This is a genomic window from Quatrionicoccus australiensis (genome assembly GCF_020510525.1).
Classification (GTDB): domain Bacteria; phylum Pseudomonadota; class Gammaproteobacteria; order Burkholderiales; family Rhodocyclaceae; genus Azonexus; species Azonexus australiensis_B.
Genome location: NZ_CP075188.1, coordinates 3,903,741 through 3,927,640, shown reverse-complemented (window position 1 = coordinate 3,927,640; position 23,900 = coordinate 3,903,741). Strand labels below are relative to the sequence as shown.

Here is a 23,900-nt window from a genome sequence, read left to right as displayed (position 1 = left end):
ACGTCATTTTATCTGCCGATGCGCATTCTGCTCGTGAAAACTTCCTCGCTCGGCGACGTCATCCACAATCTGCCCGTGGTCAGCGACATCCGCCGCAATTTCCCCGCCGCAACGGTCGACTGGTGCGTGGAGGAGAATTTCGCCGCCATTCCCCGCCTGCATCCGGCGGTCGATCAGGTGATTCCGGTCGCCATCCGGCGCTGGCGCAAGAAGCTGTTGAGTGGTGCGACCTGGCGCGAGATTTCGGCTTTCGGCCGGCTCATCCAGCGCGAGAGCTACGATCTGGTGATCGACACGCAGGGCCTGGTCAAGAGCGCCTTCATTGCCCGCCGGGCGCGCGGCCCGCTCGCCGGCTATGCCGCCGATTCGGCGCGCGAGCCGCTGGCGGCCAGTCTCTATGGCCAGCACTTCAGCATTTCCCGCGATCTGCACGCGGTGGTGCGCAACCGCCAGCTGGTCGGTGCGGCACTTGGTTACGCCGTCGAAGACGGCCCGGATTACGGCATCGCGGTGGCGCCGTCCGCTGCCGACTGGCTGCCACCCGCGCCTTACGTCGTCTTCCTGACCGCGACCAGTCGAGACGACAAGCTGTGGCCCGACGAACACTGGCTGGAAATTGGCCGCGCCTTGCACGCGCAGGGCATCCGCGCCGTGCTGCCGGCCGGCACGCAGCCCGAACGCGAGCGGGCGGCCCGGCTGGCGGCCGGTATTCCCGGTGCCGTCGCCGCGCCGCCGATGTATATCCCGGATCTGGCCGCGGTACTGGCCGGCGCGCGCGCCGCGATCGGCGTCGATACCGGTCTGACCCACCTCGCCGTGGCGCTGGATATCCCGACCGTGGCGCTGTACACCGCGACCGATCCCGGCCTGACCGGCGTGCTCGGCACCGGCTTTTGCCGCAACCTCGGCGGCAAGGCGCAGATTCCGGACGTCGCCGCCGTGCTCGCCGAACTGCAGCCGGTGCTCGGCTGATGGCCCGCTCGCTGTATTCCCTGATCCTCTACCTGATCACGCCGCTGGTCTGGCTGCGTCTGCTCTGGCGCGCCCGCAAACAGCCGGAGTATCTGCACCACCTGCGCGAGCGCTACGGGTTCTACCGGTCGACGCCGCCGCAAGGCCTGATTTGGGTGCATGCCGTGTCGGTCGGCGAAACGCGCGCCGCGCAGCCCTTGATCGAAGGCTTGCTGGCGCGCTGGCCGGAACACCGCATCCTGCTTACCGGCATGACGCCGACCGGGCGTGCGACCGGGCAGGAGGTCTATGGCGAACGCGTCATCCAGGCTTACCTGCCCTACGATTATCCCGGTGCGGTCGACCGCTTTTTTTCGCACTTTTCGCCGGCCTTCGGCGTCTTGATGGAAACCGAGATCTGGCCCAACCTGCTGCGCGCCGCGTTGCATCACCGGGTCCCGGTCATGCTCGCCAATGCCCGGCTGTCCGAGCGTTCGGCACGCGGTTACGGCAAGCTCGCCAGTCTGGTGCGGCCGGCTTTTGCCGCGCTGGCCGGGGTTGCCGCGCAGACGCCGGGTGACGCCGAACGGATCGCGGCGCTCGGCGCCACAGCGGTCGACGTCTGCGGCAACCTCAAATTCGACGTCACGCCGGCGGCGGAAAGGCTGGCGCTGGGTGCGGAGTGGCGGCGCGCCATCGGCCCGCGCCCGGTCTGGCTGGCGGCAAGCACGCGTGAAGGCGAGGAAGAACTGGTGCTGGCGGCGTGGTCACGCGTCAGTGTGCCGAATGCCCTGCTCGTGCTGGTGCCGCGTCATCCGCAGCGCTTCAGTGAGGTGGCCGGTTTGCTGGCCAGGCAAGGCTTGAGCAGCGTACGCCGCAGCGAGGGTTTGCCCACGGCCGAAACGCAGGTTTGGCTCGGTGACAGCATGGGCGAGATGGCGGCTTACTACGCGCTGGCCGATCTCGCCTTCATCGGCGGCAGCCTGTTGCCGCTCGGCGGGCAGAACCTGATCGAGGCGGCCGCCTGCGGCTGTCCGGTGCTGGTCGGGCCGCATACCTTCAATTTCCTGCAGGCGACCGAAGATGCCATCGCCGCCGGCGCGGCACGCCGTGTCGCCAGCCCGGCTGCGCTGGGCGAGGCGGTAGCCGGTTTATTGCAGAATGAGAATGAACTGGTGCTGATGCGCCAGTCGGCGAGCCGCTTTGCGGCGGCGCATCAGGGTGCGGCCTTGCGCACCCTGGATCTTATTGCGCGCTGGACGGGTCGAGCAGGCTGTTGATCTGCGCGACGTCGTCGTCGCCGAGTGCGCCGACCGCAGCCTTCAGGCGCAGTTGCGCCATCAGCGTGTCGAGCGTGGCCTTGGCCAGATCGCGGCGGGTCACGTAGACCTGGTTCTCGGCATTGAGCACATCGATATTGATGCGCACGCCGACTTCATAACCCAGCTTGTTCGATTCCAGTGCCGATTGCGATGACACCAGCGCTGCCTGCAGGGCGCGCACCTGCGCCAGACCATTGACCACGCCGAGGTAATACTGGCGGGCAGACAGGGCCGCGCCGCGGCGCGTCGCTTCCAGGCTGGATTCTGCGGCAGTGCGGTTGGCGGCTGCCTCGCGCTGGCGGGAAACGACCAGACCGCCCTGGAAGAGCGGGATGTTCAGTTGCAGGCCGATGTTCTGGAAGTCAGTGTCGTAGGCACCACCGTAGGTCTGGAGAAACGACTTGGAATAGCCCTTGTTGGCCACCAGGTCCAGCGTCGGATAGTGACCGGCACGCTGCTTGTCCAGTTCACGCGCGGCGATGTCGGCATTGGCCTGCTGCACCTGGACGGCGAGGCTGTCCTTTTCGGCAGCGGCGACCCACTGGCCCATGTCGTTCGGCTGCGGCGGCGTCAGCGGCGCATCCTTGCGGACGACGGCGAGCAGGCCGGGTTCCTTGCCGAGAATGGCAGCCAGCGCATGCTGTTTGACCTCGAGATCGCTTTCGGCAGCGATTTCCTGCGCCGAGGCGAGGTCGAAGCGGGCCTGGGCTTCATGCGTGTCGGTGATGGTGGCGGTGCCCACCTCGAAGTTCTTTTTGGCCGATTCGAGTTGTTGACCGATGGCGCTCTTGTTGGCCTTCACCGCCTTGAGGTTTTCGGTTGCGTAATTGACGTCGAAATATGCCTGGGCGACGCGCAGGATCAGATCCTGTCTGGCCTGCGTGAAATTGACTTCGGCCTGGACGACCTGGATCTTGGCCTGGTCGTAGGTGACCCAGTTCTGCCAGCGGAACAGCGGCTGGGAAAGGGTCAGCTGGTAACCGTTCGAGTTGTAGCGCGGCTTGGCCAGCGTGCCGCCACCATGCTGGCTGATTTCATTGTCGTTCCAGGTCGTGTTGCCCGACAGCGACAGGTTGGGCAGCAGGCCGGCCCGGCCTTGCGGTGCCTTTTCGCGGCCGGCATCGAGTACCGAGCGCGCGGCGGCAAAGGTCGGATCGTTATCCTGCGCAGTGCGATACACCTGCATCAGGTCGGCTGCGCAGAGCGGCGACGCGAACAGTGGAGAAACAATCAGCCAGGCAAGTTTTTTCATCATTCCCTCAATAGCGGCGAAGGCTGGGGTCGACATCGGTTGCCCAAGCGTCGACGCCGCCTGACAAATTATGAACGGCGCCATAACCCCGGCGTTCGAGAAACATGGCAACCTGCATGCTGCGGCCACCGTGATGACAGATCACGACGATGTCGCGCTCCGGACTCAGCTCTTCACAACGGGCCGGCACCACATGCATCGGAATGTGCAGTGAGTCGGCCAGCTGGCAATGCTCGAACTCCCACGCCTCGCGTACGTCGAGCAACAAGGGTTGCGGGCGGCTGGCATCGGCCAGCCATTCTGCGAGTTGGCGGGGTGAGAGTTGATTCATCAGAACGTGAAGTTGGCCTTGGCTGGCGTACCATCCAGCGCCGGAATGACAGTTTCGAAGAGGTTGACCGTGTTGTAGATGCCGTCAGCGGTGCAGGTGATCAGCTGGGCTTCCATGACCGGCGCTTCGCCGACCGTGATGGCCAGGCGGCCACCGACGCGCAGTTGCTTGAGCAGGGCTTCCGGAACGGCCGGAACAGAGGCGGAAACGACAATCGCGTCATAGGGGCCGCGGCCGGAAAAGCCGTTGGCGCCGTCGCAGACTTCGATCGAGACATTGCTGATGCCGGCGCGTTCGAGATTCTGGCGCGCCATTTCGGCCAGCTCCGGGCGGCATTCGACGCTGACGACGTGTTCGGCGCGGGCGGCCAGCAGGGCAGCCATGTAACCGCTGCCGGTACCGATTTCGAGAACCTTGTCGGTTTTCTTTACGCCCAGTTCCTGCAGCAGCTTGGCTTCGACGCGCGGTGCCAGCATGACCTGACCGCTGCCGAGCGGGATTTCCATGTCGGCGAAAGCCAGGTTGCGATAGGCCGCAGGCACGAAATCCTCGCGCTTGACGACAAAAAGCAGGTCAAGAACCTGCGGATCCAGAACCTCCCAGGGCCGGATCTGCTGTTCGATCATGTTGAAGCGTGCTTGCTCGATATTCATTGGGGTTCTCCGCAGGCTTAATATTAGCACAAGCTAATATAGTGATTCCGACAAAGCAAAATTATACCTGAGTCTCCGGGGCTAGCCTGCGCAGGCCCTGCCGCAGCAGGTCGATATGAATCTGCAGATAAAGCTGTGGATCGCCTTCGGCACTCTGGCAGCAAGCCAGCGAAAAACGCCAGATCAGCAGCATCAGGATGGGGGCGATGATCACGTCGATGCTCGTTTCGACGTCCAGCTGGCGGAATTCGCCGCTGGCCATGCCGCGCTCCAGCGCTGCACCGACCAGTGCCCGCCCGCGGCGGATGACGTTTTCGTAGTAATACTGGGCGACTTCCGGGAAGTTGCGCGCTTCGGCCACCATCAGCTTGGGAATGCCGGCGAAATCGGTTTGCCCGATCTTGCTCCACCAGTTGGCGAGCAGTTTTTCCATCAATTCGAAACTGCAGCCGGTATGGCGGGCGGCAATTTCCTCGTTCTCCAGCATCACCGGGATGATGCCTTCCTGGATCACCGCCTTGAACAAGGCTTCCTTGCTATCGAAGTAGAGATAGAGCGTGCCCTTGGAAACCCCGGCGCGGGCGGCGACATCTTCAAGGCGGGTGGCGGCGAAGCCCTTTTCAACAAAAAGCCCGAGTGCGGCAGCCGTCAATTCGGCGGGACGGGCTTCCTTGCGGCGTTTGCGGGGTGCGGTAACGGACATGGGTAACTTAATGACTGATCGGTCATTAAGTTACCACCGCCGTTTGTTTCAGGTCAACGACCTTCCTTGATCAGACGGCCGGCTGCCGGCTGGATCGGGCGGGCGTTGTTCTTGTAGAGCCGGCTGAAGATGTTGATCTGCTCGGCCGAAACCTGCACCGGCTGCTTCATGACCAGCCACAGCACGCCTTCCGAGCAGGGCGGCGTGGTCAGCGAACCCATGTAGGTGTAATAGCTGCGGTTCGACGGGAGCAGCGTGGCCGGGTCGATGGCCAGATCGGGCGGCAACACTTCGGCATTCTTTTCCAGCGGCATGTTGTTCCACAGGGTCTGGATGAAGGGGTTTTCATTGCCCCGCTCAAGCAGCACGGCAACGACGGCGAGCTGGCCTTCGTCGGACTTGTGCACCAGGTGGGCGACCATGTCGAAACGCTGGCCATTGACCTTTTCTTCCGACGGACGGTGGAAGTGGAATTGCACCAGTTCGTAAGTCTTGCCGGTCAGCGAGATCGAGCTGTCGGCGACGGCAACCTGCACGGTGTGGCCGTTATCGACGATACGGAAAGTCGACGGGCGGTAGTTGAACTTGATCGGTTCGAGGTCAACCTTGATGCCGTCCCTGATGTCGATCGGTGACTGGCGCTGGCCGATGGCACAGGCCGTATTTTTCGGATCGAGCTTGGACCAGTTTTCCGGGCCGCCGGCACCTTCGTAATCCCAGTGAATGTGGGCGTGTTGCACGGCCGGTTCGCTGTGCGCGATTTCCAGCATGTAGCCTTCCTGCTTCGCTGCCTTTTTCGCCTTGGGGGCTGCGGCGGTGCTGTGCACGACGACCATGGCGGCTTTGGGTGCGACAGGCGCCGGTGCCGCATGGGCCGCCGGTGCAGCATGCGCTGCGGGGGCTGCATGCGCTGCCGGGGCTGGCGCAGCCTGCTTGGCGGGGGCTTCCTTGGCGGCCTCGGCGGCGGCTTTCAGATTCGGCCGGATCGACGGAATCGGACTGCTTTCCGACACCTTGGTTGCTTCCGCGGCTTGGCCCTGGTCGGCAGTCTTGATCGCGGCAGCGGGCTTTTCCGTCTTGGCCAGCTGCTTCTGGAGCAGGGCGTCGTTGGCCTGTTTCAGCTGGCCGGCGGCTTCGTTGGCCTTTTGCGCGAGTTCGGCAGCGCTTTCCTTCTGCGGCCGGCAGACTTCGCGCAGCACCTTATCGTCGAGCGTGCCGCTACGTACCGGCAGGTCGGGACTCTTCAGGTTTTCTTCACGGACCACATCGCCTTCGCCCTTCTTGAGGACGCGCTTGAGTGTGCTGGCATTGCGCCCGGCACAGTCGTAGCGGGTGGTGGCCTCGATGAAGCGGTAGCTGTTGCCGGTCTTCTGGTCGATCAGCTCCTTGTCGAGGATGACGCGGGCCAGTGCCTGCACCTTGTCGCCGTCTTCGCGCTTGATGCTGGTGCGGTCGAGCTCGATCTTCTTGCCCGGCTCGGAGGAAATGGTCTGCCAGGTCGGCGCTGCGCCGGCCGCGAAGGGCAGGCTGAGCAGGACGGCGGCAATGGTGAGAAGACGCATCTGAAACCCCTTTGATCTTTTTCGTTTGAATTCTGGCGCTTGGTAACGTTATTTCGACCAGATTCGAGAAATCTTGAGCGCAGAATGGCCTTCCTTGCATTTTGCCTGTGTTTCCAGTAACTTGCGACCCACTCGTTAGGGGTGCCCGGCAAGCCCAGGGCTGAGAAAAACCCTTCGAACCTGACCGGGTCATGCCGTCGTAGGGAAACGAATTTCGCACTCGCGGAACCTGATCGCTCCTTGCCCGTCTTACCCCGTTGCACCCACGCAAGGAAGAACCATGAACGCCACCGAACAATTTCTCGCCGCCAACGCCCATGTGGACGCGGCCGCTGTCCAGCCGCTGCCGAATTCGCGCAAGGTTTACATTGAGGGCAGCCGCCCCGACATCCGCGTCCCGATGCGCGAAATCTCGCAGGACGACACGCCGACCGCCTTCGGTGGCGAAAAGAACCCGCCGATCTACGTGTACGACTGTTCCGGTCCGTACTCCGACCCGGCCGCCAAGATCGACATCCGCTCCGGTCTGCCCGCCCTGCGTGCCGGCTGGATCGCCGAACGTGGCGACGTCGAGGAACTGCCCGGCCTGAGCTCCGAATTCGGCCAGAAGCGGGCTGACGACAAATCCCTCGACGAACTGCGCTTCCCCGGCCTGCACCGCAAGCCGCTGCGCGCCAAGGCCGGCAAGAACGTCAGCCAGATGCACTACGCACGCCAGGGCATCATCACGCCGGAGATGGAATACGTCGCCATCCGCGAAAACAACAATCGTCGCGCCTACATGGAAAGCCTGAAGAATACGGGCCCGATGGGCGAGAAGATGGCCAAGTTGCTCGGCCGCCAGCACCCCGGCCAGAACTTCGGTGCCTCGATTCCGGAAGAAATCACGCCGGAATTCGTGCGCAGCGAAATCGCCCGCGGCCGCGCCATCATCCCGAACAACATCAACCACCCGGAAAGCGAGCCGATGATCATCGGCCGCAACTTCCTGACCAAGATCAACGCCAACATCGGCAACTCGGCGCTCGGCTCCAGCATTCAGGAAGAAGTCGAGAAAATGACCTGGTCGATCCGCTGGGGCGGCGACACCGTGATGGACCTGTCCACCGGCAAGAACATCCACGAAACGCGTGAATGGATCATCCGCAACAGCCCGGTCGCGATCGGCACCGTGCCGATCTATCAGGCACTGGAAAAGGTCAACGGCAAGGCCGAAGACCTGACCTGGGAAATCTTCCGCGACACGCTGATCGAACAGGCCGAACAGGGCGTCGACTACTTCACCATCCACGCCGGCGTTTTGCTGCGTTACGTGCCGTTGACCGCCAACCGCATGACCGGCATCGTCAGCCGCGGCGGCTCGATCATGGCCAAGTGGTGTCTCGCCCACCACAAGGAAAGCTTCCTCTACACGCACTTCGAGGAAATCTGCGAAATCATGAAGGCCTACGACGTCGCCTTCAGCCTCGGTGACGGCCTGCGGCCCGGTTCGATCTACGACGCCAACGACGAAGCCCAGCTCGGCGAACTCAAGACCCTCGGCGAACTGACCCAGATCGCCTGGAAGCACGATGTGCAGGTCATGATCGAAGGCCCCGGCCATGTGCCCATGCACATGATCAAGGAGAACATGGACCTGCAGCTCGAATACTGCGACGAGGCCCCGTTCTACACCCTCGGCCCGCTGACCACCGACATCGCACCGGGTTACGACCACATCACCAGCGGCATCGGCGCCGCGATGATCGGCTGGTACGGCACGGCCATGCTCTGCTACGTCACGCCCAAGGAACACCTCGGCCTGCCCGACAAGGACGACGTCAAGACCGGCATCATCACCTACAAGCTCGCCGCCCACGCCGCCGACCTCGCCAAGGGCCACCCCGGCGCGCAGATCCGCGACAACGCCCTGTCCAAGGCACGCTTCGAGTTCCGCTGGGACGACCAGTTCAACCTCGGCCTCGACCCGGACAAGGCGCGTGAATTCCACGACGAAACCCTGCCCAAGGAATCCGCCAAGGTCGCCCACTTCTGCTCCATGTGCGGCCCGCACTTCTGCTCGATGAAGATCACGCAGGAAGTACGCGAATTCGCGGCGCAGCAAGGGCTGGATGAAGCAGCGGCGCTGGAAAAGGGGATGGAAGTGAAGTCGGTGGAGTTCGTGAAGGCCGGGGCTGAGGTTTATAGCAAGGTCTGATACGGTCAACTGCGAAAAAGCAGCAAAAAAGGCGACTGATTCAGTCGCCTTTTTTTACGTCCATGAAATGTTTGCTTACCGCATTTACGTTCATTTACAGCCCGTTAACCGCCATTAACCCGTGCTGGTAAGAGTATTCGTCCTGTCGCAACGCCGCTTTTGCCGGCTTGCTTATCCCTCGAAAGGAACAGGACATGAACAAGATCAGCTCCCCCACTTTGAAACGTTTTCTCGCGGCTGCTGCGCTGGCGCTGGCCGTGCCGCTGGCGGTGTCGGCGGCGCCCGGGCCGCAGGGCGACTGCGCCGGCATGGAGAGTCGTGGCCCGCATGGCAAGCGGGCTGGTGCTATGGACCGGATGGCGCAGGGTGGGCCGGAGTCGCCGATGCTGGCTTTGCGCGGCCTCAATCTGAGCGAGGCGCAGCGCGACAAGGTGTTCGAGATCATGCATGCGCAGGCCCCGGCCATGCGCGAGCGGGCCAAGGCCGAGCAGAAGGCCAACGAGGAGTTGCGCAAGCTGGCTGCCGCGCCTGATTACAGCGAGGCCAAGGCGCGCGCCCTGAGCGAGGCGATCGGCAAGGCGGCTGCCGAGTCGGCGCTGGCCCGGGTCAAGGTGGATCGTCAGATTGCCGACGTCCTGACCCCGGAACAGCGCAAGCAACTGGCCGAGACCAGGGCGCAGGCAGATGTTCCGCGCGGTCCGGCCGGTGAAGGGCGCAATCCGCCGCCGGTGCGTTGAGACACAGACGGCAGCCGTGCGCTGCCGCCAGCATCAGGGGCTGCTTCGGTAGCCCTGATTTTTGCCCTTTCCGGCCGGTCGACCGCTGGCTGAGGCCTGTTTTGCCGCCGTCCCGACCTCTTTCAAGAAAGCCGCCATGCTCGCTTCCTGGTCCTATTCCTATGCTCCGCTGATGCCCGGCTTCGGCCGGCCGCAGGAGCATGTTGCGCTCCTGCTGCTGCTCGTCATGAGCCTGTTGCTCGGTGCCTGCACCGCACCGCGCCGGGCGCCGCCGGCCGAAGATGCGGCTGTGCAGCGCTACGCCGAGCGCGCTTACCAGCCGGAAGTCCGGCATGGCTTCGATACCCTGGCCGAGCCTTGGCCGAGCGGCGATCCCGCCGCGCCCGCGCCTGTCCCGGTCAGTCTGCTGGTGCCGCGTGGCAGCGGCACGCATCCGCTGATCGTCTATCTGCCCGGTCTGGGCGAGCCGGCCGACGCCGGCAAACAGTGGCGCAGCGCCTGGGCGGAAGCGGGTTACGCGGTGCTCGCCCTGCAATTGCCGCGCTTCGCGCAGATGCCCGGACGCTATGCCAAGGATGCCGATTACACGGCGCTGGCGCGCGAGAACTACGCAACGGCAGCGCTCAACGAGCGCTTGCGTGCGGTTGGCAGCGTGCTTTTTGAGCTCAAAAAGCGGGTCGACCGGCGGGAAGCGCCGTATGACCGTATCGATACGGCGCAGCTCGTATTTGCCGGCTACGATCTCGGCGCCCAGACGGTGCAGGCGCTGGCCGGCGAAAAGGTGCCCGGCGTGGTTCTGCCGGCATTGCCGCAGACGCCGCGCGCGGCCATCGTGATCAGTCCCTATGCCAGTGCCGGCGCGGGTCTGGCGCGGCGTTTCAGCGATGTTCACCTGCCGGTGCTGCTTGCGACGGCAAGCGAAGACAGCGACAGCTTCGGCGTCGTGACGGCGCTGAGTGTGCGCACGGCGCCCTATACCTACATGCCGGCCGGCGACAAATACCTGTTGCTGCTCGCCGGTGGTTCGCACCGCGCCTTGTCGGGTGATGCCCGGCGCGGCGGCGGGCCGGATGACGCGGCAGATGCGCCTCGGGCCGATGCCGGCGGCCGCTCGAGAGGCGGTCCGGGTGGCGGTCAGGGTGGTCCCGGCGGCGGGATGGGCGGTGGTGCAGGCGAGCGGCCGGGCAGTGCCGGCATGAGCCGGCAGGCATCGGCGGATAACCCGCGGCATGCGGTCGCCGTGCAGCGCGTCAGCGTCGCTTTTCTCGATGCCATCCTGCGCCGCGATGCGCTTGCCGGCGAGTGGCTGGAGCGCGATGCCGAGCGCTGGCTGGGCGATCTCGGCGAGTTGCGGCACAAATGAGATGCCGGCGTCTTTACCCGGATTTACATCCGTACCCGTCCGGCAGCGCGCTCGCATCCGGAAAATACGCCTTCGACCTTGCCTGACTGAATCATGAAATACCGACAAACCCTGCTGGCCGCCAGCCTTTCCATTTTGCTCGGCGGTTGCTCGCTGCTGCAGCCGCTGGTCGGGCCGGATTACCGCCTGCCCGAACTGCGCCTGCCACAAGCCTGGCTGCGCGCCGAACCGGCCGCCATGGCCGCCCCGGCCGTCGATCCGGCGACCTGGTGGCGGCAACTGAACGATCCGCAACTGGATGGCCTGGTCACGGCCGCGCTGCAATCTAGTCTCGACTTGCGCGCGGCGCAGGCCCGCTTGCGTCAGGCCCGCGCCAGCCGCAGTCAGGCGGTGGCCGGGCTGGCGCCCAGCGTCGGCGTCTCGGGCGGCGCTTCGCGCAGCAAGAGCGCCAGCGAGATCGCGCCGAACGCGACGGTCAACACGCTGTACCAGGCCGGATTCGACGCCAGCTGGGAGCTTGACCTGTTCGGCGGCACGCGGCGCGGCATCGAGGCGGCCAATGCCGATCTCGCGGCCAGTCAGGCCAGCCTCGACAACACGCGCGTGTCGCTGGTCGCCGAAGTGGCGCGCAATTACGTCGAACTGCGCGGCTACCAGCAGCGTCTGGCGATTGCCCGCGCCAATCTGGCCAGTCAGGCGGAAACCCTGCAGATCACGCAATGGCGCAACGAGGCCGGGCTGGCGAGCAGTCTCGACGTCGAGCAGGCGCGCACGACGCGCGAGCAGACGCGGGCGAGCATTCCCGATCTGCAGAACGGTCTGGTCGCCGCCGAAAACCGGCTCGCCATCCTGCTCGGCCGGCAACCCGGCGCGCTGCAGGCCGAACTCGCCGCGACCAAGCCCTTGCCGGAAGCGCCGGATAGCGTCGCCGCCGGCATCCCGGCCGACGTGCTGCGCCAGCGCCCGGATCTGGTCGCCGCCGAGCGCACGCTGGCCGCCGAAACGGCGCGCGTCGGGCAAAAAGTCGCGGCGCGCTTCCCCAGCCTGACGCTGTCCGGCAGCTTCGGCTGGCAGGCTTACGGCCTGTCGGCGCTGGGCGGCAGCGGCACCTTGGCGCGCTCGCTGGCCGGTTCGCTCGCAGCGACGCTGTTCGACGGCGGTCGACTGCGCGCCCAGGTCGAAATCCAGAACGCGGTGCAGGAGCAGGCGCTGATTTCCTACGAATCCGCAGTGTTGACCGCGCTGGAAGAAATCGAAAACAGCCTCTATGCCTACGCGCAGGCCCGCGAGCGGGTAAGCGCCCGGCGCGCCGCGGCGGAAGCGGCCAAGAACGCCGCACTGCTGGCGCGCAGCCAGTACGAGTCCGGTCTCGCCGACTTCCAGAAGGTGCTGGAAACCGAACGTACCCGGCTGATCGCCGAAGACAACCTGGCGAGTGCCGAAACGACGGTGCTGACCAGTCTGATCACTCTCTACAAGGCGCTGGGCGGCGGCTGGCAACAGCCCGCGGCCGGCGAAGGCAAAGCATGACCCCGACCGACAATTCCACCGAAGCGCTCAACGCGCTGCTCCGCAACGCCCTGCCAAAAAGCGGCGGCAACCGTCTCAAACGCTGGGGTCTGCCGGCGGCCGGCCTGTTCGTCGCCATCGTGGCCGGCTTGCTGCTGGCCGGCGGCAGCAAGGCGCCGACCGGCCAGTTTGTCAGCGAAGAGGCGGTCAGCGGCAAGCTGCTGGTCACTGCCTCGGCGAGCGGCACGCTGCAACCGACCAAGTCGGTCGACGTCGGCTCCGAACTCTCGGGCACGCTGGCCAGCGTGCTGGTGCTCGAAAACGACGTGGTCAGGAAAGGCCAGTTGCTGGCCCAGCTCGATACCGCCAAGTTGAGCGATTCGGTCGCCAAGTCGCAGGCGGCGCTGGCTGCGGCCGAGGCCGGCGTCGCGCTGGCGCAGGCGACGGTTGCCGAAAGCCGGGCTTCCCTCAGCCGCATGCAGCGCGTCGCCGAACTCTCCGGCGGCAAGGTGCCGGCCAAGAGCGAACTCGATACCGCCGAGGCGACGCTGGCCCGCGCCATCGCCAGCGAGGCGAGTGCCCGGGCCGATGTCGTGCAGGCGCGGGCGACCCTGAAAACCGACGAAACCAATCTCGGCAAGGCGACCATCCGTTCGCCGGTCGATGGCGTCGTGCTGACCCGCAAGGTCGAGCCGGGCCAGACCGTGGCGGCGGCGATGACGACGCCGGTGCTGTTCGTGCTGGCTGAGGATTTGTCCAAGATGGAATTGCAGGTCAAGGTCGACGAGGCCGATGTCGGCAACGTTAAAAACGGGCAAAAAGCGACGTTTACCGTCTCGGCCTGGCCGGGACGCAAGTTTCCGGCGCAGATCAAGCGCGTCGGTCTCGGCTCGACGACGACCGACAATGTCGTCACCTACAAGACCATTTTGCAGGTCAATAACGACGATCTGGTGCTGCGTCCAGGCATGACGGCGACCGCCAGCATCGTCACCGCCGAGCGCGAGAACGCGCTGCTCGTGCCCAACGCGGCGCTGCGCTTCACGCCGCCCGGCGCCGGCGGTGCCCAGATGCCGGAGCGCAGTTTCCTGTCGCGCATGCTGCCCGGCCCGCCGCCCAGCCCGGCCAAGCAGAAGCCCGTTGCCGCCGCCGGCAGTGGCGAGGCGAAAGTCTGGGTGATGAGCGACAGCGGGCCGCAGGCGGTGGCGATCAAGACCGGCGTCAGCAACGGCCGCCAGACCGAAGTGCTCGGTGGCGAGTTGAAAGCCGGCATGGCGGTGATCACCGATTACCAGGAGGCGAAGAAGTGATTTCGCCCTTTTTTACCGGTCGACCGCTGAAAAAAGGCGTTTTTGCCATGTCGACCGGTGGCCGCGCATGAATTCGCCGCTGATCGAACTGCGCGCCATCACCAAGACCTACGGCACCGGCCAGACGGCGTTTCAGGCGCTGGGCGGCGTGGACCTGAAGATAGCGTCCGGCGAGTTTGTCGCCGTCATGGGGCCGTCCGGCTCCGGCAAGTCGACGGCAATGAACCTGCTCGGTTGCCTCGATACGCCGACTTCCGGTGAATACCTGTTCCGCGGCATCCACGTCGAACAGCTCGACCGCAACCAGCGTGCCCTGCTGCGCCGCCAGTGCCTGGGCTTCGTCTTCCAGGGCTTCAATCTGCTGGCGCGCACCTCGGCGCAGGAAAACGTCGAACTACCGCTGCTCTATCGCGGCGATCCGGCCGAAGTGCGCCACGCCGCCGCGCGCGCCGCGCTCGCCAAGGTCGGCCTCGACGGCTGGGAGTCGCATACCCCGGCCGAACTTTCCGGCGGCCAGCAGCAGCGCGTCGCGATTGCCCGCGCCATCGTCACCAGCCCGCTCGTGCTGCTCGCCGACGAGCCGACCGGCAACCTCGACAGCAAGCGCAGCCACGAAATCATGGAGCTGCTCGGACGACTGAACAGCGAACAGGGCATCACCATCATCATGGTCACGCATGAGCCGGACATGGCGCAGTACGCGCGCCGTATCGTGCATTTCGTCGACGGTCTGGTTAGCAGCGACAGCATGCAGGAGGCGACATGCTCCTGAACGCCCTCCTGCTCGCCCTGCGCGAGATCCGCCGCAACCTGTTGCGCTCCTTCCTGACCGTGCTCGGCATCGTGATCGGCGTCGGCGCGGTGATCACCATGGTGACGCTGGGCAACGGCGCGACGAAAATGGTCTCCGACCAGATTTCCAGTCTCGGCAGCAACCTGCTGATGGTCATGCCCGGCCAGCGCCTCGGTCCGGGCCGCGACAGCGCTGGCGCGCCCAAATTCAAGATCGCCGACGTCGAAGCCATCCAGCAGCAGGTCAATGGCCTCAAGGCTGTCGCACCCGTGGTCGGCAGCGCCGTGACGCTGGTCGCCGGCACCCAGAACTGGTCGTCGACGGTGAGCGGCACGAGCAACGACTACTTCATCTCCGGCAACTGGAAAATCGCCGCCGGGCGGCAGTTCAACGACGACGAGGAACGCGCCGGCAAGGCCGTCTGCGTGATCGGCAATACGGTCAGGAAGGAGCTGTTCGGCGCCGGCAACCCGGTCGGCAGCAGCATTCGCGTCAAGACCTTCGACTGCGAGGTGATCGGTCTGCTCGTTGCCAAGGGCCAGGGCGGCATGGGGCAGGATCAGGACGATACCGTGCTGATGCCGCTGCGCACCGCGCAACGCCGGCTGACCGGCTCGCTCGATATCGGCAACATCATGGTCTCGCTCAAGGACAGCACCAATTCGACCGTCGCCATCGCCCAGATCCGCAGCCTGCTGCGCGAACGCCGCAAGCTGGCCGAAAACGCCGACGACAATTTCAACGTGATGGACACCAAGCAGATCGCCGAAACCCTGTCCGGCACCATCGGCACGATGACCGCGCTGCTCGGCGCGGTCGCCGCGGTCAGCCTGCTGGTCGGCGGCATCGGCATCATGAACATCATGCTGGTGTCGGTCACCGAACGCACCCGCGAGATCGGCATCCGGCTGGCCATCGGCGCGCTGGAAAACGAGGTGCTCTGGCAATTCCTCATCGAAGCCGTCGTCCTCTCCGCCTTCGGCGGCCTGGTCGGCATCGCCCTCGCCTTCGTCGCCTGCCTCGGGCTGTCCACGCTGATGCACATGCCCTTCCTGTTCAACCCGGCGATCAACCTGACCGCTTTCGGCTTCTCGGCAGCCATCGGCGTGATCTTCGGCTACGTCCCGGCGCGCCGGGCGGCCCGGCTTGATCCGATCGAGGCCTTACGGCATGAGTGAGGTGGGGAAAAACGGGGTTTTGGGGTGGTTGACCGGTGGGCGACTTCTGTGTGCCCTAAGCTGACCTACGGTAGTGTAGGTAGCACCTAAAAGGGTTACGTTCGAGAAAACAAACCCCGAACACTTTTGGGTAGGACAATAATGGAGGTAAGTAATAGAGAGACAGCCTCTATGTAGTGTTCTGACATAGCGGCGGCATACGACCAATAGAATCCACATACAGCCAGAATAGTGAAAGCTAGCGGTAAGAGAGCCGAGTACCTCTTCGTCGTCATGACGCCACGGCTTTTATTGTTTCACTCTCTGCGAGCGATGCCGAGCAAAACCAGCACAATCGCTACACCACCAATAAGTCCGACGATAGTATCCAATCTGATCTCCCTCTTAGGGGTTGGAATCATATCGCATATACCCCCGCTGTCCGTTTCTGGCCGATAGCGCGCCTCCCCATTTGTCGTCACCAAATCAGGATTCCTCCCCTTTCTGCGACAATACCCGCGTGCCCCAAGTCCCCGAATCTCCCGTACTCGATTGCCGCCCCAGCTGCGGCGCCTGCTGCATTGCGCCGTCGATTTCCTCGCTGGACAAGCCGGCTGGCGTGCCGTGCCGGCATCTGGATGCGGATTTTCGCTGCCTGATTTTCGGTCGACCGGAGCGGCCGGCCTGTTGCGGCGGCTTGCAGCCGTCGGTGGAAATGTGCGGCGAATCGCGTGAGCAGGCGCTCATTTGGCTGGCGAATCTGGAGGCGGCAACCCGTCCGGAATAGTAGAATGCGGCCTCCCAACACTGGCTGCATCCCATGGACGCGATTCTTCTCCTGAAAGCCCTGATCCTCGGCATTGTCGAGGGGCTGACCGAATTTCTGCCGATTTCCTCGACCGGGCACCTGATCCTGGCCGGCGATCTGCTCGATTTCAACGACGATCGCGGCAAGTTGTTCGAAATTGTCATCCAGTCCGGCGCCATCCTGGCGGTGGTCTGGGAATACCGGGCGCGTCTGCTCACGGTGGCACGCGGCGCCTTGAACGAAGCGGCGGCACAGAAATTCATCCTCAACCTGTTTGTTGCCTTCCTGCCGCTCGCCGTGCTCGGGCTGGCCTTCGGCAAGGCGATCAAGGCCAATCTGTTCAACCCGTATGCGGTGGCGACGACCTTCATCCTGGGCGCCTTCGTCATTCTCTGGGCGGAAAAGCGCGAACATAAAATCCGGGTCCAGACGGTAGACGAAATGAGCCTGCTCGATGCGCTGAAGATGGGGCTGGCGCAGGCTGTGGCGCTGATTCCCGGCACCTCGCGCTCGGGCGCGACGATCATCGGCGGCCTGCTGTTCGGGCTGTCGCGCCAGGCGGCGACCGAGTTTTCCTTTTTCCTCGCGATCCCGACCCTGAGCGTGGCGACGGCCTATCAGCTGTACAAGGAGCGCGCCCTGCTCAATGCCGACGATCTCGGCATGTGGGTGGTCGGTTTCATTTCTGCCTTCGTTTCGGCCTTCCTGTGCGTGCGCTGGCTGCTGCGTTACATCTCCAGCCACGATTTCACGGTGTTCGCCTGGTATCGCATCGTTTTCGGCATTGTCGTGCTGTTGACCGCCCAGTTCGGCTGGGTCGAGTGGTCGGCACATTGAAATCGCCCGGCATCATCTACCTGCACGGTTTCTGTTCTTCGCCGGCTTCGTGGAAATCGCGCCTGCTCGAAGCTGAGATGGCGCGGCGCGGGCTGGCGGAACACTTTGCCTGCCCGCAACTGTCGCCGGTGCCGGACGAGGCGATGGCTGCCGTTTCAGCGCTGGTCGAAGCCGCCGACGGCCCGTTGACGCTGGTTGGCTCCTCGCTGGGCGGGCATTACGCCAATCATCTGGCGGAGAACTACGGCCTGAATGCGGTATTGATCAATCCGGCAACGGTCGACCTCCTGAATCTGGGCAAATTCGTTGGCGAGCATGCCAACTTCCACAGCGGTGAACCCTTCGTTTTCACGGAAAACCATGCGGCACAACTGAAGGCGCAGGTCAGCCGGCCGACGCCGGCGCGCTACTGGGTGCTGCTGGAAGAGGGCGACGAGGTGCTCGATTACCGGCAGGCGCAGTCCTTTTACGCCGCTTGCCGGCAAACGGTCTTGCCGGATGGCGACCACGGCTTCACGAAGTTTCCTGATTTCGTGCCGCAAATCATTGAATACGCTGGGTTATAATCCGCCGATGAATGTATTGTTCGAAGAAGATGGCGGCTTCAAGGCCGGCAATGTGATGGCCGACAACGACAGCTCGTTGCAGGTCGAGTTGCCGACGGGCAAGCGCAGCAAGATCAAGGCAGCAACCGTGTTGCTGCGGTTCGAGAAGCCCTCGTCGGCGGCCCTGCTGGAACAGGCCGCGCCGCTGGCCGAAGAGATCGAACCGGATTTTCTCTGGGAGTGTGTCAACGATGGCGAATTTTCGTTTCTTGATTTTGCCCGTGATTACTACGGACACGAGCCCAACCCGGTCGAAGCGACGGCGGTGCTGCTTGCCGTGCACGCCGCGCCCGTCTATTTCCATCGCAAAGGCAAGGGCCGCTTCCGCAAGGCGCCTGCCGACATTCTCGCAGCTGCTCTGGCCAGTCTTGAAAAAAAGCGTCAGCAAGCGCTCACGGTTGAAAGCTGGATCGCAGAACTGAAGGAATTCCGGCTGCCGGCGGCGATCGGTGCGCTGACCGATGCGCTGCTCTACGCGCCGGACCGCAACAAGCCGGAAACCAAGGCTTTCGAGACGGCCTGCGCCGAACTCGGCCTGTCGGCAGCGCAGATGCTGTTCAAGTGTGGCGCGATCAAGTCGGCCTACTTCCTGCACTACCGCCGCTTCCTGCACGAGCAGTTCCCCAAGGGCGTCAATTTCCCGGCGCTCGATGCGCCGAAGTTGCCGCGCGACCTGCCGCGCGCCGACGTGCGCGCCTTCTCGATCGACGATGCCAACACCACCGAGATCGACGATGCGTTGTCGGTCGTCAAATTGCCCGGCATCGGCTCGCGCATCGGCATCCACATCGCGGCGCCCGGCCTGGCCATCGAACATGGCTCGCCGCTCGACGGCGTGGCGCGTGCCCGCCTGTCCACGGTTTACATGCCGGGCAACAAGATCACCATGCTGCCCGATGCCGTGGTCCAGAACTACACGCTGGCCGGCGGCGTCGATTGCCCGGCGGTGTCGCTCTACCTGACGGTCAACGATTCGTTGGAGATCGTTTCGCACGAGTCGCGGCTGGAAATGGTGCACATCGCCGCCAATCTGCGCCATCACGAAATCGAGCCCTGGTTCAACGCCGAAACCATCAACGGCCCGCTGCCCGATGCGCCGTTCAAGGACGAACTGGTGCATCTCTGGCATTTTGCCAATGCCTGTGAAGGTCGCCGCGGCAAGCCGTCGGCGATGCAGGGCATCAACGACTATAACTTCGAGATCGTCGGCGATCTGGCCGATCCGGATGCGTGTACCGTCGGCATTTCCGAAAGGAAGCGCGGCAGTCCGCTCGACAAGCTGGTCGCCGAGCTGATGATCGTCGCCAATTCGACCTGGGGCGGCCTGCTCGCCGAGAAGAATGTTGCCTGCCTGTACCGCGCCCAGACGCAGGGCAAGGTGCGCATGACGACCTCGCCGCTGCCGCACGAAGGTCTGGGCGTGCCGCAATACGCCTGGATGACCTCGCCGCTGCGCCGCTACTGCGATCTGGTCAATCAATGGCAGCTGATCGCCTGTTTGAAGGGCGAAACCCCGGCCTTTGCGCAGAAATCGGCCGAATTGTTCGGCGCCATGCGCGATTTCGAGCTGACTTACGCTGCCTACGCCGATTTCCAGCGCCAGATGGAACGTTACTGGTGCCTGCGCTGGCTGCAGCAGCACAACATCACGGAAATCGACGCCACCGTGCGCCGCGAGCAGAGCGTCAAGCTCGACCATCTGCCGCTGCTGTTGCGCGTGCCGTCCCTGCCGGGTGACTTGCCGCCCGGCCAGCGCGTGCGTCTGGCCGTCGAGAGCATCGACCTGCTGGCGCCGGAAGTGAGCTGCCGTTTCGCCAGTTTGCTGGGGGATACGACAGCTGCTGAAGAGGCGGTGGAGGACGAGGCGCCGTGAAATCGCGTAACGTCAGCCTGCGGCAACGTGTGACCTCCGTGTTTTCGGATGTGTCGCCGTTGGCGCTCGGTATCGGCGTTTCCGTTTTCCTGCACGCCGTCGTGTTGACCGTGCAGTTCAAGTTCCCGGATGCCGCCAACGCGATGCGCGAAAAGGCACTCGATATCATCCTGGTCAATGCCAAATCGGCGAAGAAGCCGCACGATGCGCAGGCGCTGGCCCAGAGCAATCTCGACGGTGGCGGCAATACCGATGAAAACCGGCGCGCCAAGACGCCCTTGCCGCCGACGCAGCAGCAGGTGGTCGGTAACGATATCCAGCAGATGCAGCGCCGCGTGCAGGAACTGGAAGCGGCACAGCAGAAAATGCTGGCCCAGGCGCGCAGCCTGCACAAGGTGGCGACCGGCCAGACGAGCAGCGAGCAGCCGACGCCGGTGCCCAGCCTGAGCGGTCTCGACCTCGCCGAGTCGGCGCGCGCGATGGCCCGGCTGGAAGGCGAGATCAACAAGTCGGTCGATGAGTACAACAAGCGGCCGCGCAAGAAATTCATCGGTGCACGCGCCGAGGAATACCGTTTTGCCCAGTACATCGAGGACTGGCGGCAGAAGATCGAGCGCATCGGCACGCTGAACTATCCGGATGCGGCGCGCGGCAAGTTGTACGGCACGCTGGTGCTGACTGTGGTCATCACCGCCGACGGCCATGTCTCGCGCGTCGATATCAACCGCTCTTCCGGTCACAAGCTGCTCGATGATGCGGCGCGCCGCATCGTCCAGATGGCCTCGCCCTATTCGCCCTTCCCGCCGGATATCCGGCGCGATACCGATGTTCTCGAAATCACCCGCACCTGGTATTTTGCCCAGGGCGATCAGCTCTCCGCCAAGTGAGTGCCGGCCGCCGGGCGCGCCCAGCTGCGGTCATCCAGTCAATCAACCTTGTTAGCTACCGCTGATGCCTGATCTCTACGCTGTCTTCGGCAATCCGATTGCCCATTCCAAATCGCCGGCCATCCACGCGGCTTTTGCCGCGCTGACGGCGCAGGATCTGCACTACGAAGCCCGCCTCGCACCGGTCGACGGCTTTGCAACGGCAATTTCCGAATTTGTCGCGGCCGGCGGCAAGGGCGCCAATGTCACCGTGCCCTTCAAGGAGGACGCCTTTCGCCTGAGCACCCGGCTCAGCGAGCGGGCGGCGCGGGCGGGGGCAGTCAATACGCTGCAGTTTGCCGGTGGCGAAATTTTCGGTGACAACACCGACGGCGCCGGACTGGTCCGCGACATCACGCACAATCTCGGCTGTTCGCTCGCCGGCAAGCACATCCTGCTGCTCGGTGCCGGCGGTGCAGCGCGTGGTGTCATTGCGCCCTTGCTGGCCGGCGGGCCGGCCAGCCTGTTCATTGCCAACCGCAGTGCCGACAAGGCGCTGGCGCTGGCGGCGGCGTTCGCCGATCTGGCGGCGGTTGGTACCGGCAGTTTCGGCGAAACGGTAGGTAAATCCTTCGATCTGGTGATCAATGCAACCTCGGCCAGTCTGGCTGGTGCCAGCCTGCCCTTGCCGGCCGGTATCTTTGCACCGGGCTGCCTGGCTTACGACATGATGTACGGCAAGGGCGAAACGCCTTTCCTGGCGCAGGCCCGAGCACAGGGTGCTGCGCGTCTGGCGGATGGTCTCGGCATGCTGGCCGAGCAGGCGGCCGAAGCCTTTTTCGTCTGGCGCGGCGTGCGGCCGGAAACGGCCAGCGTGCTCGCCGAACTGCGCGCCGGACTGGCTGCATGAAAACGCTGGGCCGCTGGCTCAAATATGGCCTGCTCGGCCTGCTTGGCCTGTTCACCCTTTGGCAGCTCTGGCTGCTGTGCTGGGTGCTGCTCTGGGGCTGGATGAATCCGGGCACGACGCGGTTCATGGAGATCCGCCTCGCCGAGCTCAGGGAAAAAAAGCCGGATGCCCAGTTGAAGCAGCAGTGGGTGCCGTACGAGCGCATTTCGGTGCATCTGAAACGCGCCATCATTGCGGCCGAAGATGCCAAGTTCGTCGATCATGAAGGCTTCGACTGGGATGGCATCCAGAAAGCCATGGAAAAGAACCAGAAGAAAGGGCGTTTTGTCGCCGGTGGCTCGACGATCAGCCAGCAACTGGCGAAAAACCTGTTCCTGACGCCGAACAAGTCCTATTTCCGCAAGGCCGAGGAAGCCATCATCACCCTGATGCTGGAAAATCTGTGGAGCAAGGAGCGGATTTTCGAGGTCTATCTGAACGTGATCGAATGGGGCAACGGCGTCTTCGGGGCCGAGGCGGCGGCGCGGCATTACTACAACATCAGCGCAGCCCAGCTCGGGCCGGAACAGGCCGCGCGACTGGCCGGCATGGTGCCGAATCCGCGCTATTACGACCGCAATCGCGGTGCGCCCGGATTGGGGCGCAAAACGGGGATCATTCTCGGCCGCATGCCGGGCGCCGAAATTCCTTGACGGTCAGCTTGGCGGCACCATTGCGGTGCTAAAATCGCGGTTTTGCAGCGCAGCATTGGGTCGCCATGAACGACGATATCGCCCTGAATGAAGTTGATGAACTGAAGGATCAACTGGCCGAGGTGCAGAACCTTCTGGGCAAGCATCGACTCGTCGAAGATATGGTGCGGCGCCAGGAAATGCCGCGCCACGACATCGTCGAAGGCATGGTGCAGAAACAGCATATCGCCGAGTTGCACATGCTGTTTGGCCGCCTGCCGACCGTCTCGGTTGCCCTCATTCTTTCCGCGCTCTCCGAAGAAGATCGCCTGACTGCCTGGAAGGAAGTCGGCGAAGAACATCAGGACGACATTCTCGAGCTGCTTTCGGATGAAGTGCGCGAAGCGCTGGTCGGTGATGGTCACCGGCCGAGCCGCAAGATCATGGTCAATGCCTTCAGCCTGCAGGGCGGGCGCCTGAAGCAGATTACCGTCGAGCGGTCGACCGATTTCGCCAGCATCAAGCCGATCTGGGTCGACCTGGTGGCACCGACGCCGCGCGTGCGCGAGTGGGTCGGCCAGCAGTTCGGTCTCGAACTGCCCGATCCGGCCAGCCTGACCGACCTTGAGGCGAGTGCCCGCTTCTATATCGAGGACAACGGCGAACTCCACCTGCACTCCGACTTCCTGCTCGACATGGCCGACGAGTCGCGCAACGTCGCGGTGGCCTTCATCCTGCACGATGACATCCTGTTCTCGGTACGTTCCGAAGAGTTGCCGGTTTTCCGCCTGCAGCGCCACCGGGCCCGCACGCGGCCGGGTTACGTGACCGATGCCAAGGACGTGCTGCTCGACCTCTATGCGGCCGATGCCGAATACTCCGCCGATGCGCTGGAAGACGTCTATGCCTCGCTGGAATCTGTTGCCAAGCACGTATTGTCCACGCATCTGCCCGACGAGGAAGCCGGTTCCATCCTGGCCGAAATCGCCCGCCAGGAAGACTTGAACGGGCGCATCCGGCGCAATGTGCTGGATACCCGTCGTGCCGTTTCCTTCCTGATGCGTGGCAAGCTGCTCGAAGCTGCCCAGCAGGAAGATGCACGCCAGATCATGCGCGACATCGAGTCGCTCGACGGTCACACCTCCTTCCTGTTCGGCAAGATCAACTTCCTGATGGATGCCGTCGTCGGTTTCATCAACATCAACCAGAATCAGCGCGTGTCGAAGCTGACCAAGCTGTCCATCGTTTTCATGCCGATCAACATCGTCGCCGGCATCGGTGGCATGTCGGAATTCTCGATGATGACGCAGAGCATTCCCTGGCCGCTGGCTTACGGCGTGTTCACCATCGGCATGGGCATCGTCGGCTGGCTGACCTATCTGGCACTGCGCCAGGGTGAACAGCGCGAAGCCCGGCGCAAGCTCAAGGAAGCCAGCCAACTGACCGGTCGACCGGCGTCGACCAGCTGATTTCAGTCTTTCGCAGATAGA

Annotated in this window: 22 protein-coding genes and 1 riboswitch; of the genes, 17 read left to right on the top strand and 5 right to left on the bottom strand. The window is 64.0% G+C overall.

Annotation, left to right across the window (positions count from 1 at the left end; genetic code table 11):
* Positions 1–33: 33 nt before the first annotated feature.
* Both waaC and waaA read left to right on the top strand, forming a co-directional pair.
* Complete coding sequence (waaC, locus tag KI612_RS18570) at positions 34–972, top strand: lipopolysaccharide heptosyltransferase I (RefSeq protein ID WP_264180760.1); 939 nt, start codon at positions 34–36, stop codon at positions 970–972.
* The gene (waaA, locus tag KI612_RS18565; RefSeq protein ID WP_226444314.1) at positions 969–2,231 is read left to right on the top strand and encodes a lipid IV(A) 3-deoxy-D-manno-octulosonic acid transferase; all 1,263 of its coding nucleotides are present in this window, start codon (positions 969–971) and stop codon (positions 2,229–2,231) included. The genes waaC and waaA overlap by 4 nt, the downstream gene beginning before the upstream one ends.
* On the opposite strand, the gene KI612_RS18560 is transcribed toward waaA, so the two are convergent.
* The 5 genes from KI612_RS18560 to KI612_RS18540 all read right to left on the bottom strand — a co-directional run bounded on the left by KI612_RS18560 (position 2,197) and on the right by KI612_RS18540 (position 6,774).
* Positions 2,197–3,525 carry a TolC family outer membrane protein gene (locus KI612_RS18560; protein WP_226441535.1) on the bottom strand — a complete coding sequence of 443 codons (1,329 nt, stop codon included), beginning with the start codon at positions 3,523–3,525 and terminating at the stop codon, positions 2,197–2,199. The genes waaA and KI612_RS18560 overlap by 35 nt on opposite strands.
* Before the next feature lie 7 nt (positions 3,526–3,532).
* Complete coding sequence (locus KI612_RS18555) at positions 3,533–3,856, bottom strand: rhodanese-like domain-containing protein (RefSeq protein WP_226441534.1); 324 nt, start codon at positions 3,854–3,856, stop codon at positions 3,533–3,535.
* The gene (locus KI612_RS18550) at positions 3,856–4,509 is read right to left on the bottom strand and encodes a protein-L-isoaspartate O-methyltransferase family protein (protein WP_226441533.1); all 654 of its coding nucleotides are present in this window, start codon (positions 4,507–4,509) and stop codon (positions 3,856–3,858) included. The genes KI612_RS18555 and KI612_RS18550 overlap by 1 nt, the downstream gene beginning before the upstream one ends.
* Before the next feature lie 61 nt (positions 4,510–4,570).
* A complete protein-coding gene (locus tag KI612_RS18545) occupies positions 4,571–5,212 on the bottom strand; it encodes a TetR/AcrR family transcriptional regulator (protein ID WP_226441532.1) in 642 nt (213 codons plus the stop codon).
* Between the two features lie 53 nt (positions 5,213–5,265).
* Positions 5,266–6,774 carry a carbonic anhydrase gene (locus KI612_RS18540; RefSeq protein ID WP_226441531.1) on the bottom strand — a complete coding sequence of 503 codons (1,509 nt, stop codon included), beginning with the start codon at positions 6,772–6,774 and terminating at the stop codon, positions 5,266–5,268.
* 127 nt (positions 6,775–6,901) lie between these two features.
* A riboswitch (TPP riboswitch) is annotated at positions 6,902–6,997 on the top strand.
* 57 nt (positions 6,998–7,054) lie between these two features.
* On the opposite strand from KI612_RS18540, the gene thiC reads away from it, so the two are divergent.
* The 15 genes from thiC (at position 7,055) to KI612_RS18465 (ending at position 23,879) form a co-directional block, all read left to right on the top strand.
* Complete coding sequence (gene thiC, locus KI612_RS18535; RefSeq protein WP_226441530.1) at positions 7,055–8,971, top strand: phosphomethylpyrimidine synthase ThiC; 1,917 nt, start codon at positions 7,055–7,057, stop codon at positions 8,969–8,971.
* A gap of 194 nt (positions 8,972–9,165) precedes the next feature.
* On the top strand, positions 9,166–9,708 hold the full coding sequence (locus KI612_RS18530) for a Spy/CpxP family protein refolding chaperone (RefSeq protein WP_226441529.1): 543 nt from the start codon (positions 9,166–9,168) through the stop codon (positions 9,706–9,708).
* 136 nt (positions 9,709–9,844) lie between these two features.
* Entirely contained in the window at positions 9,845–11,071 is a 1,227-nt protein-coding gene (locus KI612_RS18525) for an alpha/beta hydrolase family protein (protein ID WP_226441528.1), read from the top strand.
* Positions 11,072–11,164: 93 nt separating this feature from the next.
* Entirely contained in the window at positions 11,165–12,601 is a 1,437-nt protein-coding gene (locus KI612_RS18520; RefSeq protein ID WP_226441527.1) for an efflux transporter outer membrane subunit, read from the top strand.
* On the top strand, positions 12,598–13,890 hold the full coding sequence (locus tag KI612_RS18515; RefSeq protein WP_226441526.1) for an efflux RND transporter periplasmic adaptor subunit: 1,293 nt from the start codon (positions 12,598–12,600) through the stop codon (positions 13,888–13,890). Before KI612_RS18520 ends, KI612_RS18515 begins: the two co-directional genes overlap by 4 nt.
* Positions 13,891–13,957: 67 nt before the next feature.
* Positions 13,958–14,662 (top strand): ABC transporter ATP-binding protein, encoded by a 705-nt coding sequence (locus KI612_RS18510; protein WP_319002963.1) that lies wholly within the window; start codon positions 13,958–13,960, stop codon positions 14,660–14,662.
* Positions 14,653–15,861 (top strand): ABC transporter permease, encoded by a 1,209-nt coding sequence (locus KI612_RS18505; protein ID WP_226441525.1) that lies wholly within the window; start codon positions 14,653–14,655, stop codon positions 15,859–15,861. Before KI612_RS18510 ends, KI612_RS18505 begins: the two co-directional genes overlap by 10 nt.
* Before the next feature lie 499 nt (positions 15,862–16,360).
* A complete protein-coding gene (locus KI612_RS18500) occupies positions 16,361–16,627 on the top strand; it encodes a YkgJ family cysteine cluster protein (RefSeq protein ID WP_226441524.1) in 267 nt (88 codons plus the stop codon).
* A 33-nt stretch (positions 16,628–16,660) separates the two neighbouring features.
* Positions 16,661–17,485, top strand: a complete 825-nt coding sequence (locus KI612_RS18495; protein ID WP_226441523.1) for an undecaprenyl-diphosphate phosphatase — start codon at positions 16,661–16,663, stop codon at positions 17,483–17,485.
* On the top strand, positions 17,482–18,051 hold the full coding sequence (locus KI612_RS18490; RefSeq protein WP_226441522.1) for a YqiA/YcfP family alpha/beta fold hydrolase: 570 nt from the start codon (positions 17,482–17,484) through the stop codon (positions 18,049–18,051). The genes KI612_RS18495 and KI612_RS18490 overlap by 4 nt, the downstream gene beginning before the upstream one ends.
* A 7-nt stretch (positions 18,052–18,058) precedes the next feature.
* Positions 18,059–19,963 (top strand): ribonuclease catalytic domain-containing protein, encoded by a 1,905-nt coding sequence (locus tag KI612_RS18485; protein WP_226441521.1) that lies wholly within the window; start codon positions 18,059–18,061, stop codon positions 19,961–19,963.
* Complete coding sequence (locus tag KI612_RS18480) at positions 19,960–20,850, top strand: energy transducer TonB (RefSeq protein ID WP_226441520.1); 891 nt, start codon at positions 19,960–19,962, stop codon at positions 20,848–20,850. The genes KI612_RS18485 and KI612_RS18480 overlap by 4 nt, the downstream gene beginning before the upstream one ends.
* Before the next feature lie 64 nt (positions 20,851–20,914).
* On the top strand, positions 20,915–21,739 hold the full coding sequence (gene aroE / locus KI612_RS18475; RefSeq protein ID WP_226441519.1) for a shikimate dehydrogenase: 825 nt from the start codon (positions 20,915–20,917) through the stop codon (positions 21,737–21,739).
* Complete coding sequence (gene mtgA, locus KI612_RS18470; RefSeq protein ID WP_226441518.1) at positions 21,736–22,431, top strand: monofunctional biosynthetic peptidoglycan transglycosylase; 696 nt, start codon at positions 21,736–21,738, stop codon at positions 22,429–22,431. Before aroE ends, mtgA begins: the two co-directional genes overlap by 4 nt.
* Before the next feature lie 65 nt (positions 22,432–22,496).
* Positions 22,497–23,879, top strand: coding sequence for a magnesium and cobalt transport protein CorA (locus KI612_RS18465; RefSeq protein ID WP_226441517.1), 1,383 nt, complete (start codon positions 22,497–22,499; stop codon positions 23,877–23,879).
* The last annotated feature ends 21 nt before the right edge of the window (positions 23,880–23,900 follow it).

Excerpts from the sequence above, each read along its gene's own strand:
- thiC (WP_226441530.1), top strand. The coding sequence starts at position 7,055 with ATGAACGCCACCGAACAATTTCTCGCCGCCAACGCCCATGTGGACGCG.
- KI612_RS18540 (WP_226441531.1), bottom strand. The coding sequence starts at position 6,774 with ATGCGTCTTCTCACCATTGCCGCCGTCCTGCTCAGCCTGCCCTTCGCG.
- KI612_RS18485 (WP_226441521.1), top strand. The coding sequence starts at position 18,059 with ATGAATGTATTGTTCGAAGAAGATGGCGGCTTCAAGGCCGGCAATGTG.
- mtgA (WP_226441518.1), top strand. The coding sequence starts at position 21,736 with ATGAAAACGCTGGGCCGCTGGCTCAAATATGGCCTGCTCGGCCTGCTT.
- KI612_RS18555 (WP_226441534.1), bottom strand. The coding sequence starts at position 3,856 with ATGAATCAACTCTCACCCCGCCAACTCGCAGAATGGCTGGCCGATGCC.
- KI612_RS18550 (WP_226441533.1), bottom strand. The coding sequence starts at position 4,509 with ATGAATATCGAGCAAGCACGCTTCAACATGATCGAACAGCAGATCCGG.
- KI612_RS18515 (WP_226441526.1), top strand. The coding sequence starts at position 12,598 with ATGACCCCGACCGACAATTCCACCGAAGCGCTCAACGCGCTGCTCCGC.
- aroE (WP_226441519.1), top strand. The coding sequence starts at position 20,915 with ATGCCTGATCTCTACGCTGTCTTCGGCAATCCGATTGCCCATTCCAAA.
- KI612_RS18530 (WP_226441529.1), top strand. The coding sequence starts at position 9,166 with ATGAACAAGATCAGCTCCCCCACTTTGAAACGTTTTCTCGCGGCTGCT.
- KI612_RS18560 (WP_226441535.1), bottom strand. The coding sequence starts at position 3,525 with ATGAAAAAACTTGCCTGGCTGATTGTTTCTCCACTGTTCGCGTCGCCG.
- KI612_RS18520 (WP_226441527.1), top strand. The coding sequence starts at position 11,165 with ATGAAATACCGACAAACCCTGCTGGCCGCCAGCCTTTCCATTTTGCTC.
- KI612_RS18525 (WP_226441528.1), top strand. The coding sequence starts at position 9,845 with ATGCTCGCTTCCTGGTCCTATTCCTATGCTCCGCTGATGCCCGGCTTC.
- KI612_RS18465 (WP_226441517.1), top strand. The coding sequence starts at position 22,497 with ATGAACGACGATATCGCCCTGAATGAAGTTGATGAACTGAAGGATCAA.
- KI612_RS18545 (WP_226441532.1), bottom strand. The coding sequence starts at position 5,212 with ATGTCCGTTACCGCACCCCGCAAACGCCGCAAGGAAGCCCGTCCCGCC.
- KI612_RS18505 (WP_226441525.1), top strand. The coding sequence starts at position 14,653 with ATGCTCCTGAACGCCCTCCTGCTCGCCCTGCGCGAGATCCGCCGCAAC.
- KI612_RS18510 (WP_319002963.1), top strand. The coding sequence starts at position 13,958 with ATGAATTCGCCGCTGATCGAACTGCGCGCCATCACCAAGACCTACGGC.
- KI612_RS18495 (WP_226441523.1), top strand. The coding sequence starts at position 16,661 with ATGGACGCGATTCTTCTCCTGAAAGCCCTGATCCTCGGCATTGTCGAG.